At 46.5% G+C, this 13,720-nt stretch carries 10 protein-coding genes; 3 read left to right on the forward strand and 7 right to left on the reverse strand.

Annotated features, from left to right (window positions below; genetic code table 11):
• Positions 1-10: 10 nt before the first annotated feature.
• Together R3B84_05560 and recO are read right to left on the reverse strand one after the other, a co-directional pair.
• Positions 11-1,285, reverse strand: coding sequence for a tetratricopeptide repeat protein (locus R3B84_05560; protein MEZ6140020.1), 1,275 nt, complete (start codon positions 1,283-1,285; stop codon positions 11-13).
• A gap of 34 nt (positions 1,286-1,319) precedes the next feature.
• Positions 1,320-2,039 carry a DNA repair protein RecO gene (recO, locus tag R3B84_05565; protein ID MEZ6140021.1) on the reverse strand — a complete coding sequence of 240 codons (720 nt, stop codon included), beginning with the start codon at positions 2,037-2,039 and terminating at the stop codon, positions 1,320-1,322.
• Positions 2,040-2,154: 115 nt separating this feature from the next.
• On the opposite strand from recO, the gene R3B84_05570 reads away from it, so the two are divergent.
• Positions 2,155-2,616 (forward strand): FHA domain-containing protein, encoded by a 462-nt coding sequence (locus R3B84_05570; protein MEZ6140022.1) that lies wholly within the window; start codon positions 2,155-2,157, stop codon positions 2,614-2,616.
• A gap of 42 nt (positions 2,617-2,658) precedes the next feature.
• The gene (locus R3B84_05575) at positions 2,659-4,566 is read left to right on the forward strand and encodes a protein phosphatase 2C domain-containing protein (protein ID MEZ6140023.1); all 1,908 of its coding nucleotides are present in this window, start codon (positions 2,659-2,661) and stop codon (positions 4,564-4,566) included.
• A gap of 1 nt (position 4,567) precedes the next feature.
• Here the strand turns inward: R3B84_05575 and R3B84_05580 are convergent, their stop codons facing one another.
• From R3B84_05580 to R3B84_05590, 3 genes are all read right to left on the reverse strand, one after another.
• Positions 4,568-5,602: a substrate-binding domain-containing protein gene (locus R3B84_05580; protein MEZ6140024.1), complete on the reverse strand. Its 1,035-nt coding sequence runs from the start codon at positions 5,600-5,602 to the stop codon at positions 4,568-4,570.
• A 70-nt stretch (positions 5,603-5,672) separates the two neighbouring features.
• Positions 5,673-6,002 (reverse strand): hypothetical protein, encoded by a 330-nt coding sequence (locus tag R3B84_05585; protein ID MEZ6140025.1) that lies wholly within the window; start codon positions 6,000-6,002, stop codon positions 5,673-5,675.
• Between the two features lie 527 nt (positions 6,003-6,529).
• Positions 6,530-7,624: a glycine cleavage T C-terminal barrel domain-containing protein gene (locus R3B84_05590; protein ID MEZ6140026.1), complete on the reverse strand. Its 1,095-nt coding sequence runs from the start codon at positions 7,622-7,624 to the stop codon at positions 6,530-6,532.
• Between the two features lie 212 nt (positions 7,625-7,836).
• Between R3B84_05590 and R3B84_05595 the strand changes: the two genes are divergently transcribed.
• Positions 7,837-9,225 carry a hypothetical protein gene (locus R3B84_05595; GenBank protein ID MEZ6140027.1) on the forward strand — a complete coding sequence of 463 codons (1,389 nt, stop codon included), beginning with the start codon at positions 7,837-7,839 and terminating at the stop codon, positions 9,223-9,225.
• On the opposite strand, the gene R3B84_05600 is transcribed toward R3B84_05595, so the two are convergent.
• Positions 9,214-10,644 carry a hypothetical protein gene (locus tag R3B84_05600; protein ID MEZ6140028.1) on the reverse strand — a complete coding sequence of 477 codons (1,431 nt, stop codon included), beginning with the start codon at positions 10,642-10,644 and terminating at the stop codon, positions 9,214-9,216. The two genes, R3B84_05595 and R3B84_05600, sit on opposite strands and share 12 nt — an antisense overlap.
• A complete protein-coding gene (locus tag R3B84_05605) occupies positions 10,641-13,646 on the reverse strand; it encodes a c-type cytochrome (GenBank protein ID MEZ6140029.1) in 3,006 nt (1,001 codons plus the stop codon). The genes R3B84_05600 and R3B84_05605 overlap by 4 nt, the downstream gene beginning before the upstream one ends.
• Positions 13,647-13,720 lie beyond the last annotated feature (74 nt).

Genomic DNA, 13,720 nt, shown 5'->3' on the forward strand with positions numbered 1-13,720 from the left:
TGATAACAACTTAGCGAGGTAGAATCTCTTTCGGTACTACCTGGCTTGGCGTGGGAGTTGCTGGTTGTTGAGATTCCGGGCTCGCTTCCAGATGTTTCAATTCAGGTACAGTAGTGCGATCCAGAGAAGGAATCGTTTCGCCCAGCACGTATTCTTTCCAGAATCTGCGGCTACGCCCCAAAAGTGAAGGATTTTTCATGTCTTCAACTTCTTTTTTCAACTCCGCCTGTCGTTCGACTGCTAAATCACTGAATGGTTTGATTCCCGGGTAAGTGCGTTGTACGAGCTCGTAATACCACCAGGCTGCACCTGGATGGCCACTTCGGCGGTAGAATTCACCCATCTGAAAATCTTTTTCTGCCTGTTGGTAACGCACCATGAGTGCCTGTTTGTCGAGAAATTCCCCACGGGTGCGGTTCATTTCCGGACTGGTGTTTCGTGCGGTGGTGATTAACCGCATTGCTTCCTGAACATCTTCGGAATCGTAAGTTGCACCCTGCGAAGTATTACTTCGCGCGACGATTGCCATTTCCAGTGCCTGATCCCGTAGTGGGCTTTTATCGTGGGTTTCGACTAATTGCTGGAAAAATTGTGCAGATTCTTTATATCGCCCACGTAAAAAGTTGACCCGCCCCAGCATGAAGAGTGCTTTATCGGCATATGGCCCGGTGGGATCACCAAAGTACGCATTCTCCAGTGTTTTCAGTGCTTCACCTTCCGTATTCACGAATGGCTTGTTGCGTTCGAAGTTCACTGGCACAATCCGGTCGTAGACGCTTTTAGGCTTGCGTTCTTCTTCAGGCAATAGTTCCTGGCGGGTATCGTCGAGCCACACATCAGCAATCTGGAACATTCTGCCAATTGCCTGTGTGCGATAGATCCCACTGGGGAAGTCCTGCAGCAATCGGTGGTAGGTGGCCGCAGCATCTGGCAAGTAACCATCGAGCCGCAGGCACTCACCTTGGAAATATCGCGCTTTTTCAGCGATTTCCGGTCGATTGCGAGTATCTTCTGCAACAGCTTCATATTTCTTTAATGCTTCGCTGTATGCTTTTTGTTCAAAGAGGGCATCTGCCTGAACAATGGGATCATTAGGATCCACATTGGGAGTGGCAACAGGTTCTGAATTGCCAGCCTGCACGATGGGGCTTTTTTCCGTTTCATCTTTCCAGAAAGGCGTTTTTTTATTGCTGGCAAGATCCGGGCTTGCAGACAGGCACCCAGAAAACCATGGAAGTGCTATCAGGAAAATGTTTCGCGTCCAACGCTTGATCGACCCTTGCATTCCCCCAACCTCCTTGTCGAAACCTACCGTGAAGTCACATCGGCAAATATTTGCAAACTCGTGACGGTCGCCCCAGAATCTCAGTCACGGTCAAATTTAATATTTCTCTCACATTCTGGTCTGGCTCTACCGCCGTTCCAGCATTCAGCGTTACTAACTGCTGCAACGTAGTCTCAGCAAGTACCATTCTCTGTCGTTGAGTGCCAGAACAATCTCGGCATACCAGCCCACCCCCGGAAACAGTGTAAAGCGCCTTCCCTCGGCCTGGGTATGGCTTCCTGCACGCAACACAACAATCAAGGCAGGGCTGGTAGCCGATTTCGTGCAACCAACCAACCTCGAAGAGTGCCACAACGCTTTTCCATGCTGGTTTCAGCCTCAATTGCTCCAACGCATGCACTGCCAGTTCAAACAGGCCAGGGTGGGGATCATTTTCCTGTGTTCCATCGCCCAGCAGTTCTGCAATGTAATACCCCGCATTCAGTGCGTTCAGATCTGATCGAAGTGGCGTAAAGCGATGTTCTACGCGGGCTTCAGTAAGAATATCCAGTCTGCCAACACTGTTTCGGATCAGGACGATACTGCAAATGTTCAGCAGGTCAAGTGCAACTTCAAAATTAGATTTCAGTCTTCGCCCACCTTTTGCAATTGCCTGAATCTTCCCAAATTCTCTTGTCCAAAGGGTGACAATCCGACTGGTTTCACTCCAATCGGTGCAACGAACGACAATTCCGACCGCTTTTTCATGTGACATGCGAAAATTATTGTTATCTTGGTATAGTTCCTGCTAACTCATAGCTTTTTTGTAAAAACCGTCAGGCATGTTCTATCGTACTGTAACAAGATTTGGACATACGTGAAAAGAACCAATGAGTGGGAATACACCAGATCAAACGGAAATAGAAATGGTCGTGCCGTGGCAAATCAGCCCCACGCTAATCGAAGACACTGCAGAAGTAACTAAGTATTACGAAGATGAACCCTCCACCGTTAAAGTGGCGGACTTCCAACTTGTCCTGGTGTCCCCACAAACGATCCAGCATGAGTTCAAACTGACAGACGGTCCAACTCATCTGGGTCGGTTGCGTGGAAGTCAGTTTGACATCGACTTGAGTGGTTTCGAAACGCCAGGAGAGGTATTAATTTCACGTCGACACGCCTTGATCATTCGGCGGGGGAACGATTTGCGAATCGAAGACTTGAACAGTTTAAATGGAACATTGGTGAACGGCGAAATGTTACCCCAGGGTAGTTCCATTGCCTTACATGTGGGAGATCAGATTACCCTGGGTACCCTTGTACTCGAAGTAAAATTGGGTAAATTGAGTTAAGTTCTTTAGGTAAAATCACTTAAGTCAGAACGTTTTTCATTTATGGCGAAACCACTCCCGACAAACGTCAGCACCAGTTTTGGTAATTTTCTCAAGCAGTTTTTTGAGAAAACCCCTGTTCCAGGTCAAACATTCGAACAGAATCAACTGATTTCATTTGGAAACACCAACCATATCATTGCAACATACCTGGGCAGTAACGGGCACACCGCTCGAATGGTGACGAAACCGGCTGAAGATAGTGATAATCGCCACTATTTAATGCTTGTTGAACAGGCAGGGCATTTTTCTGCTACCGAAGAGATTGAGGCCAGTTTACAGGCACCCCACACTCCTACCCGGTCACTGGTTGTTTCCGATGCCACCTTAATGGTGACAAAATCCTTTCTTCCGCCCGTACCATGGCCGAGTATTGAGTGGGAAAAGGCAATTGTCGAAACAGCTGGTAAAGAATTGTGCCTGCCAATTCACCAACACCACACGTCCCCACACGCACAATACCTCTTACAGCAAATTCCTGAAGGTACTCCGCTTGATCGTGCATGGGCAGCACCAATAACGCCATGGTCAACCAAATTTCGCTGGTTAATGGCTATCGTTCGGACTTTGCAACAATTTGCTGGCGTCGGAGTGTTATGCCCACTTCTCCGACCAGAGATGTTTCTGGTTGATCAAGCAGGACGCCTGATTTGGTGGGATTTGTCTTCATTGGTGCCTTTACCGATTCCAGAAGGCTATCAACCACCAAAAGTCATCGAATTGGCTCCTGAATTGTTGGAATCTCCACAATTAGCTGATTTTCGAGCCGGAATTTATGCTTTTGGCATGCTTTTTGCTAGACTCTCGTGTGGTCTGGATGCGATCCACGAAATGATTCAGGAAGATTCTTTTGTTCCATTGCTGAACGCTACTGCCATGACGATGCCGGAATGGATGCGGATCATGACGAAATGTCTGTTTCCAACCATTCCACGGCGTTTTCCCACGCCAGCACAAAAGTCAATCGATCCCACCGGTTTTTCGGAGTTGCTCGAAGCATTGCAAACTTGCGAGCTAGAAGTCTGTCGACATCATTTTGCGATAGCTACCGCAACGAACATTGGCACGGTGCGTTCCGGCAACGAAGATGCAGTGGGAGTCATGATCGAGCAGGTTCATCGTCATGCAACCCAAAGAGAGCGCGCGATTGTCGTACTGGCGGATGGCATGGGAGGGATGGCAAGTGGGGAAGTTGCTGCACGCATTACCGTTGATAAAATCCGCACTGAACTTGCCCGTGATTTAGGAATTACCAGTAGAGCTGCTGAGCAACAGACAAATCCTGAAGACATTCTGGCTGCGAGCGTTGCTTCAGAGAATAATACCGCAAAACTAGTGGCTCCCGATTCGAAGATCCCCACTGGCAAACACGTTCAGGAACAATATGCAACAAAGCTCTATTCGTTGATTGAAGCCACCAACATGGAAGTGTTGGCAACGGGTAACAGCACTGGTTCCGCAGGTATGGGGTGTACGCTTGAAGCGTTAATTCTTGACAACGAAATCGCCGTTGTGGGACATGTGGGTGACAGCAGAGTCTATCACTATCGGAATGGGAAACTGACTTTAATTACCACCGATCAGACTCGCGTCAACCGGATGCTGATCAATGGTCAATTGACTGTTGAAGAAGCATTGAACCATCCGAGACGTTCGGAGTTGGAACAGGCCATCGGCGGTAGACCGGCGATTTTTCCAGACATTCATCAATTTACCACCCAGCCAGGAGATCGCCTGTTAATATGTAGTGATGGATTGACTGGTGTTGTAAACGATTCTGTGCTCGAAGCGATCCTTTCAGAAGCGTGGACGGTGGAAAAAATGGCCAATTACATGTTAAGTGTTGCCATGGCTGCCGGTGCGGACGATAACGTGACGGTTGCGGTGATCGAAGTGATCGGTGCCTCCTGATTTACTTGGTTTTCCCAAGCTTTTTGGCAAAATCGTCCTGGAATTCCTTTACACTGAGACGTTGTTCACCTGTAACAGGGTCTTTACTGGCGGTTTTCATCACAATTCGGTGGGCTACCGGTCCATTTGCCAGCTTGGATTCATCCCCGCGTGCCAATGCAGCAAGGATTTCAACTGATCGGTAGCCAAAGTAATACGGATCCTGCACCACAGTGGCATAAATGAGACCTTCATTAATTCCTTCGAGGGTGGGTTCGTATTCATCAAAGCTGACAATTTTAATCTTGCCCTGCAAACCTTTTGATTTGGCGGCTTCGAGGCATTTTGGGGCGTTGTACGCCCACAATCCGACCATACAGATATTTTTTTCGGTTTCAGCCAGGATAGCCAGTGCATTATTGGCGTTATTCAGGGCTTCTGCAGGTTTGGACCCATCAGTAATTGCTTCGTTCTTGTAAAGTTTGTATTTGCCCAGCTCTGTGGGTTTTGTTCCTTTCTTGCCAGTAATCCCGTCTAAAGTTCCTTGAAATCGCTCTTGAGCATTTGCCTGGGCAATTTCTCCCACGAAAATGGCAACTGTGCCTCCTTCGGGCATAATTTCAGTCACCAGACGCCCAACAGCTTTACCAGCTTCATAATTATCGGTTCCCACATAACATTTTCGATTGCTTTTGGGGGCATCGTTATCCATGGTAAGTAAATTCACTTTATCTGCCACGAGTCGCAAACTTTCAGCTTGCTCCACAGGATTAATCACGCTCACCGCGATGCCGGAAACTCCCTGATTAACAAGATCGTTCACCATATCACGCTGTATTCCAACATCAGCTCTTTCTGGCCGGCGGAAAATCAGTTCAACGCCTTCTTTGGCTGCGGCTGTTTTGGCGCCTTCTTCACAAATGTTCCAGAAATCTTCTGGATTGTTGGTGATAATCGCGACTTTTATTTTGGCAGAATCTGAATTCTTGCTGCAAGAAACAGAACTCAGCCCAAGCAGTGCAACACAAAAAGTGCTCAACAATTGACGCAGTTTCATTTTCAAATCTCGGAGAGAAAAACTTGTCGAAACAACACAAATTGAAATTCTACTGATAAGACTGGAAAAATTAACGGGTCGGGGGCGGTTTGTTGCGATCATTCCAACCTGGAACCGGACCTGGCGGGTCATCACTTAGCGGAGGTGGCACACTGATATCTTTGTTACCTCCATTACTGCTGGGTACAAAATCAGCACCCGGGCGGGGTGGTTCAGGTCCATTTTCATTTGGAAAGGGTACTGGTGGGATTTTGGGCGGTGCAGGCCCGTTTGTTCCCGGTTGAAATGGATCGGGACGCGCAGGCCCGGGTGCTGCCCAATCCAGTACATTGGCGATTGGTGCTGTACTGCACCCAGATAATACGATTGTGAAGACGATGACAATTACGGTTCGCATCATTTTTCGAGAATAAACGAGATTTACCCCTCGATCAAGATCAAAATAATCATCCAGTTGTAGTAAGTTGGTTCGATGTAACTAACTAGCGGAAAGTAACTTACAGAAATCGCGTGCGTAATATCTCGATTGAATCATCCATTGAAATGGGCGATTTTGTGCCCAGTTTGTTTCCTTGAGACGCATACATCTTAAAGCTTTTTCTTTTCAAAATTAGAAAAAAATATGATGAAAACGGGATCATTTTTGGGTTTGTTCTGTGAAAATCTGCAAAAGAACAAGTTTTCCACCACATACCATAGACGCTTGTTGCCAATGACTGTAGTTTGTAATACAGGGAAGACTCGTTTGCTAAGTTGTAATGTACAGCGTAGCACAAAGTTGTTTAATTTAATCTCTTTTGGAGAAATGAAATGCTGACGTGGATTCAAGAGAACTTCGTGATGTGGATCATTATCATGGTAGTAGTCTTGGGAGGCTTAATCGGTCTCTTGTTGTATCTACGTAAGAAAAGCCAGGATGATGATTGATCACATTGTTATTCGTTTATTCCCTGCCACAGTGCCCAGAACGCTCGCTTCAATTTCCGAATCTCCTGACCTTATTTTTACATTGGTTCCAGCATTCTGGAATCCTCTGCGCAGGTAAGCACCGACAATCCATCCATCGAGCCCTGGTGACCAGGCAGTCGAAGTCACTATTCCGATTGGCGCCAGTTCTTCAGAAATCACTTCCGATTGTGGTTGGATTTCAATTGATGAGATTGCTTTCATTAATACCCAGGAGCGGTTCACAAATCCCGTGCGGTCCCGAGACATAACGATCGGCTCTTGTCCAAGATAGCAGCCTTTGGAATAACTGACGCTTTCGAGGGCTCGCCCAATTTCCATAACAAATCTGTTATTGTCAAAATCCTTGCCTAACTTAGGCATTCCTGCTTCCAGACGACAGGTATCGTAGCACTTCAACCCAATTTGCGGAAGAAAGTTGTCTCGAAACAACTGAATCAGCTGGCCTGCAAACTCTTCGCTGACATGAATCGCGATACCTGGAAAGCCCAGCCGGGAATCAGTGCATAGAGATACCGGAATGTCGGCGATTTTGGATTCAATTATCTGGCGCTGAGGCAATTGTTCTGCCGGAACTCCGAGATTTTCTTCAATCCATGCCCCCGCGGTGGCACCACAAATGAGAAAAACAGCTCGAGGTGGATTCAACATTTCGATAGTGACGACTTCCGAAATCAGGTGCTTGTCCAGATGTGCAAACAGTTCTGGTGCGTAAGGAGCATCAATCTTCAGTTCAAATATCGAACCTTCTTTAGAAATTTTCTTATAAACTTCACAGAAAAATAATGTTTTGGCACGATGATCGCAAAAAAACGTGGTGCACCAATGTTGATCCGATAAACCCATGATGTCATTGGTGCTGAGATTATGTAAAAAGGCAGCAGCGTCCCTGCCAGAAAGTTTCACCCATTGTGCGTGTGAACAGTCAATAAAACCAGACGATTGGTGTAATTGCCAGTATTCCTGCTCTAACCCACTCACCATCCAGGGGATTGTTCGATTCCCAACCAATACATCGCGTTTCGATTCTACTTCTGAATCATTTTGGGAATGCACGATACCGCCTCTCCTTCCATTTCATCAAGATAATTATTCTAGCAATGTACCAAAACGATAAATCAAAGAGAAAAATGAGTGATCCCTCATTTTTGTTTGCTGTACATGCTTCCTTATACCAAAAGTTCCTTTTTTCCGACACAAAATGAAAAAGTGTGATAAACTGTACAAAACTGTGCATCGTCACCGTTTGAGTACTTACTTGCACCCACATGGCAAAGATCGATCACGTATTATCCGTTATTTCTCAAACGCTGAATCTGCACGCTAGCGCATCTCTCGCCAAATTTGTCCCATTTGAAGACCACCTGTTGCAAGTCTGCAAAGTTATTTATGAGAATATTGTTAAGAAAATGTCTGCCAATGAGTTTCGGGCAACATTTCGTGAGCTGATTTATTCTTCTCCCACGACAATCGACTTGCTGATTCAGGACTGCCTGATGGTATCTCGTCCACCGATACCAGATGAGTTCCACGATACTGTTCGCGATTATCTCCAATTGATTCCAATAGTGTGTCGCCAGGTATTTCGACGTTCTGGCGATGTTGATGGCATATCGGTTCCAGAATCCTTTCAAGTTACAGACCATAAAGAATTACTGCCACTTTTGCCAGATCGGCTTTCGTTCTATCAGGAGTGGGATCGACCGCTGAATCTGGATAATTGGGAATTGCGTAGATTGCGCGGCCTGGGTATCCACAGTGAAATATGGGAGTCTTACGACGACCAGCAGCCGGAACTGTCTCCAGCAGCAATGAAATTCTGTACTGATAAGAAGTTATCGAGACGGATGCTGAATCAATTGGATTACATCCAGCAAATTCTGGATCTCGATTTTATCCAGGGGTTGGTCCCGCTGCGTTCGGTTTTTCTGGATTGTGAAAATCCATGTTTTGAATACGTTCAGATGCCCGGTTACGACCTCGTCAGCATTATGAACGAATTCCGCTGGCGACATAACAAACCAAGCATCAGTGATATTTCGATGATCGTGCGACGCATTTCTCGAATCATTGGAAAATTGCACCAGATTAACCCTAGGTTTGTGCATTGCGGGCTGAAACCAAGTAATGTGTTTATCATGCCACGGGATCGGGGTAGGGTAACTGCCTGGATTTCTGATATTGGTTGGTCGGGGATCGCTTTACCAGATTCATTACAGGCCCCAACAGTTGTGCAGATGTTACGTCGTGGGCAGAGAGGGAGTAACAGTTACTTGTATTTTTCCCCACAACTACGTGATGGCCATGCCCCGGTACCACAAGATGACGTGTATGCCATCGGCATGATCTGGTATCAGATGCTTTGCAACGACCCGACTGCGATACCGCGGGAAAACGGTAAACTGGCTGAAGACTTATCCCAGTTTCAATTGCCTGTATCACAAATTCAATTGCTGGAAGCCTGTCTCCATCGCGACGTTTCTCGGCGACCGAAAGATGGTTTGGATTTATCCGATTGTCTGGCAGCAAACGCCTCCATTTACAAAAGCGATTCCGGAACTCATCAAGTTAATCAGACTAGCGAAGATTTGCATTTGAGCGAAATCATGGATGAACCGATTCGCCCGAAATTAAAACTAAAATCATCAGTCGATTGATTTCAGATACGTTGCCAGTTTGTTGATGTTATCTGCAAATGTTTCGGAACTCAGATAAACAGTACCTTTCGCCATTTTCGTCTGCCCAACAAGTTGTTCACCATTCGCTACGTCAACCCACCGTCCCTGAGAGTCCAAATTTTTAATTAATTTTTGTGCATCCATGGCAGTAACTCTTTTGGATGATAAAAATGGATTCTTGCCTGCAGAACATTGTTCATACAATTGTTGCAGATTCTTTAGCTTGGAACGGGTTTTCCATCCATAATGGGAGGGCAACTGGTCATCTTTGTATGTGAGTTCGTACAGATTCCCAGTTCGAACAAAATACAACGGCTTGTTAGTGCCAAATTCGTAATATCGTGCCAGTAATTGATCGGGTAATTCAACAGATTGCAAGTACTTTAACGCTTTGGGAAACGGTTCCAGATATTTCTTATCTTGGGTAACAATGGAGATTCGTAACAGAGTTTCAATCACATCCTGGGATTCGCTTCCAGCAATTGCTGGTGGTTCAAATTTTCTGGCCCACACTGGTACCATCTCGTAATTGTATTGTTGTGCCCAGGCTGGTTGTGGTGCAGGAAGCTGTGCACAGATCAGAAAATTTCCGAGCTGCTGAATCGCCTGGAGGTATTTTTTGTCCTGAGTTTGCTGGTATACTTCGTTCAGGGTATGGAACATTTGCGAAGCTAGATTATCGTTCAGAGTGTATAAATCCCAGTAATTCTTGATTTTCCCTTCAGTTCGCCATCGTTCCGAAGGTAATGTCGCATTCTTTGCGGGGTATTCAGCTACTTTTCCCTGCCACCCTTGGGGGAAAGCACCATTCGGAAACTGGGAAGCCAGCATTGCAGACAATGCATAATTCAATGAATCATTAATCTTTGGGTGTTTATGCTCCAGGGCGACATCTGCTTTTAACAGAAAGCGAATCGCCAGTTGGCTGATACCATCATCCCAAGTGGAATAATTTCGCCCTGTTCCCATCCCGTTACGATAAGCAGCAGTTCGTCCGCTTGCAGGGGAGAAAGAAATGGAATTCGTCCAACCGCCAGATTTAAGTTGGCCATATACAAGTGCAAGCGCGACCCTTTCTACCGCTTTCAGGTATTGCGGGTCACGTGTCGCCTCCCAGGCTGCGAGATAGGCCATTCCCACATACGGTGTTCCTGGTGCCTGCACCCAGATTTGATCGGGTTGTGCAATTCCTTCACCATATCTTGTGCTGAGATCCAGTGAATAAAAATAGACATAGCCACCATGCTTTTCGACATGTTTGGTAAAGTATGCTGTCGCTTTGGCGATCGTTTCGACTACTTCTTTTTTCGTAGGATCTGCGGCATTTCCTGGAACTGCCATTTTGCAAAATAGTGCAAATAAGAATATCGAGATCAGATGCCGCAGGAATAAGATCATGGCTGTAACCCTTCAATTAATTCTTTATTTACCTTCGGCAAATTCCAATTTCCAAGGCGGAAGTTGTAAGTTGTTTGCTCGGTGGCAGGAAAATAAAGCAGGATTCGGTAGTTAGTTGCCGATTTTTTCACAATACGCCATTGTTCCGGAAGCTTATCACCCTGTATTTTCAGTAAAATATTCCCTTCACCTGATTTCACAATCAGTCCGTTTGTCAGTGGGATATTCGTTTCGTCACCAGTCATCGTAATGCTTTCCACACTACCATCCTTCAGCACCACCTGTGGCAATTCGGAACTTTCCGCTGCTTCAAACCAGCCACCTTTCGTAGTTAATTTGAAGGTGCGAATAATTCCATTCGCGAATGACTTCGCTGGGCGGGGAGTTTCCTGCACACTCAGCGGTGATTCACCATCGAGTACCTGGTATGAGAAAGTAGGATAGCCATTCTCATCAAGTTCATAACCATCGAACTGAACTTTCTTTTCGCCAGTAAATAGTTGCAATGCTGGCATATCAGCACCAAATGCAGGATCATTAGCCCTTTTTTCAAACTCGGGTGGTATCAGACTGTTGTTGCCTGACCACGGGGTTGCCGATGGTGCCTGCCAGATTTTCGGCCCCATAATATTGGCAGGACGTCCCCCACGATTATTCCACACAGGGTTTGCATCCACAAAACTTCCTGACCAGGCGTAAGCGAGCCGACAACGATTTGCATCGAACGCAATGTTCATCCCACCGGGATAGCCAACTGCGATGCCACGATTGCCCGCCTCTGGCAGAAATGTTCGAAGAACTGTGGGGCGGGATCCTACCTTCAGCACCAAGCCTTTTGGCGTTTCCAGACCCTCTGGTAATTTCATGCTCTTACCCAGGGACATGTATGCCCACATTGCTTCTGCCTGCAGTTCTGGCTTTCCTTCATAAGCTTTGGTAAACGTGGAAACGCCATCGATGAATACTTGTGGCATACGTGTTCCAGGTGCCATCCGCTGTGGCACTTCCAGCCATTGCCGGTACCATTCATATCGAACACGCTGTACTGTATTTGCAAGGTCTGGTCCACGTGTTCCAGTGTTTGGAATACCTGCAATATCGTGGCAACTGATGCACCCCAGCCCCAGCTTACCCAGCATCAATCGACCCACTTCAATCTTTTCGGCAGTCAGTTTAACTTCTTTGGTGCGGCTTTCCTCTGCGATGCCTTCGATATGCGCGAGTCCTTTCACTAACCGTCCGACATTTTTTTCACCAAATTGTGGCATTCGCAAACTCATCCATGGTCGGGACTTACCACCATTCACCAGTACCTCTTTCAACCAGGGGGTGAGCATTTTATGCCCCACTCCGGTAAGCAGGGGCGGCTTGATATCATCGACGTTTTCTGCCTTTTCCAGCATTTTCATCTGGTCGGCTAATTCGAGTGTTAGCCCACCATTGCCATCTCGTTCGTGGCAATTAGTGCAGTTAAATCGCTTCAGTGAAATCGCTGCATCATGGAAAGCAGAAATTGGTGCTGTTACCACTTTTGCCGTGCTCACAAAACTGGTCAGGCGGGCACGATCCTGTGGGGATAATCGATAATTCGGTCCAGCATGACTGGCTTCAGTACTCAGACAGCCATTTGTAGTTTTACCAACCAGATCCTGAAGGGAACTGGTTCGAAGTAACGGGAGAGTTTTCTGTTGATCGATCTGGTGGCAATTGACGCACCCTCGACTGGTGTAGAGCGACTTACCGATCGAGACCCACTGATCTTTCGCTGGGATTGCAGGATCAACTTGCAACTGATTTTCTTTCGTGAGTTTATCCAGTAAGTCTTTCGGCGGGGTATCTGGTGCTTTGAACGCTGGTAAACCAGGCTTTTTGCTGGAACTATCTGTCAAAAACCGTGCAATATCGTTTGCTTCCTGTGGGGTTAACGACAGCTCTGGCATTCGAGTATCTGGGTGTAAAGCAGAGGGCTTTAACAGAAATCCAGCCAGTTCCTTTGCATTCGTTTTACTCCACAGGTTCCCTAACTCATAAAACCTTTTCGGCACGGAATAAAGCGATTCATGCCCAGTTGTTTTTTCTGGAAAATTATTCGACTGGTGGCAGGTTGCGCAACCAATTTTCATGAACAGTTGTTGTCCACGGTTTCTTGCCGCGGCATCATCTTTCGGATTTTTACCACTCGGGGCATTAGAATAGTTGCCAGTGTTTGCCATTAGAAAACTTGAAACTGCGTACGCTTCCATTTTTCCGAGTTCTGTATCTTCAAAACAGTTCGGCATTGTCGTATTTGGACGAAGTTTCTCCGGATTTGTGATCCAGGCTACCATCCAATCAGGCTGAACTCGACTCCCGACCTTGCTGAGGTTTGGCCCACTGCGGGTGGTCAGATTCTGAATTTCATTTGTCGATTGATGGCATTTTACGCACGATAACTCTTCAAAAAGCAGACGTCCCTGATCAACATGAAGATCATTCTGAACTGATTCAATCGATTGTTTAAGTGTGTGACCAAGAAACTGATGTGGGATATTTTCTCGAGGCATTCTTGGGGGAGTCCACATCAATTCCAGACGTGCTACTGAAAGATCGCGTTGAAAGGTCACCTGAATCGGCAGAATGCCAGGTTCCAGGCGAACCGGTTTGCCACTAACAATCGGATTCTCTGCACTTCGATTGTTTGCTTTCAAAACAACCTGGTTATCCACCTTTACTTCAACAGCGCCAAGAAGCGCCGCTTCAAAAAGGTAATCGCCAGTACGCACCACATTCACGTATCCATTCCAAGTGTAGGTGCCTGTGGTATCGTTCATTCGTGGATGGGGCGTTTCGTTTTCTTCCAACAGGAGTCGGATGTGAGAATGCACCTGATGAACAGTCGTTTTCGATTTTCCACCGGTATATGTGGCGATAACACCAGGTTGAAGCATTTCTGGTGTAATCTCCTCCTGCGATAAACCGTAGTTGCAGTTCAGCAAAAGAATAATCAGCAATAATCTCTTCATAAATCCAACTCATCCTCGATTGAACCAGTAACGATTATGCACTTTTTGCTGGTAATTGAAAAGCAAGAAAATGA

Source organism: Zavarzinella sp., assembly GCA_041399155.1.
Taxonomy (GTDB): Bacteria; Planctomycetota; Planctomycetia; order Gemmatales; family Gemmataceae; genus JAWKTI01.

Excerpts from the sequence above, each read along its gene's own strand:
- R3B84_05560 (MEZ6140020.1), bottom strand. The coding sequence starts at position 1,285 with ATGCAAGGGTCGATCAAGCGTTGGACGCGAAACATTTTCCTGATAGCA.
- recO (MEZ6140021.1), bottom strand. The coding sequence starts at position 2,039 with ATGTCACATGAAAAAGCGGTCGGAATTGTCGTTCGTTGCACCGATTGG.
- R3B84_05570 (MEZ6140022.1), top strand. The coding sequence starts at position 2,155 with ATGAGTGGGAATACACCAGATCAAACGGAAATAGAAATGGTCGTGCCG.
- R3B84_05575 (MEZ6140023.1), top strand. The coding sequence starts at position 2,659 with ATGGCGAAACCACTCCCGACAAACGTCAGCACCAGTTTTGGTAATTTT.
- R3B84_05580 (MEZ6140024.1), bottom strand. The coding sequence starts at position 5,602 with ATGAAACTGCGTCAATTGTTGAGCACTTTTTGTGTTGCACTGCTTGGG.
- R3B84_05585 (MEZ6140025.1), bottom strand. The coding sequence starts at position 6,002 with ATGATGCGAACCGTAATTGTCATCGTCTTCACAATCGTATTATCTGGG.
- R3B84_05595 (MEZ6140027.1), top strand. The coding sequence starts at position 7,837 with ATGGCAAAGATCGATCACGTATTATCCGTTATTTCTCAAACGCTGAAT.
- R3B84_05600 (MEZ6140028.1), bottom strand. The coding sequence starts at position 10,644 with ATGATCTTATTCCTGCGGCATCTGATCTCGATATTCTTATTTGCACTA.
- R3B84_05605 (MEZ6140029.1), bottom strand. The coding sequence starts at position 13,646 with ATGAAGAGATTATTGCTGATTATTCTTTTGCTGAACTGCAACTACGGT.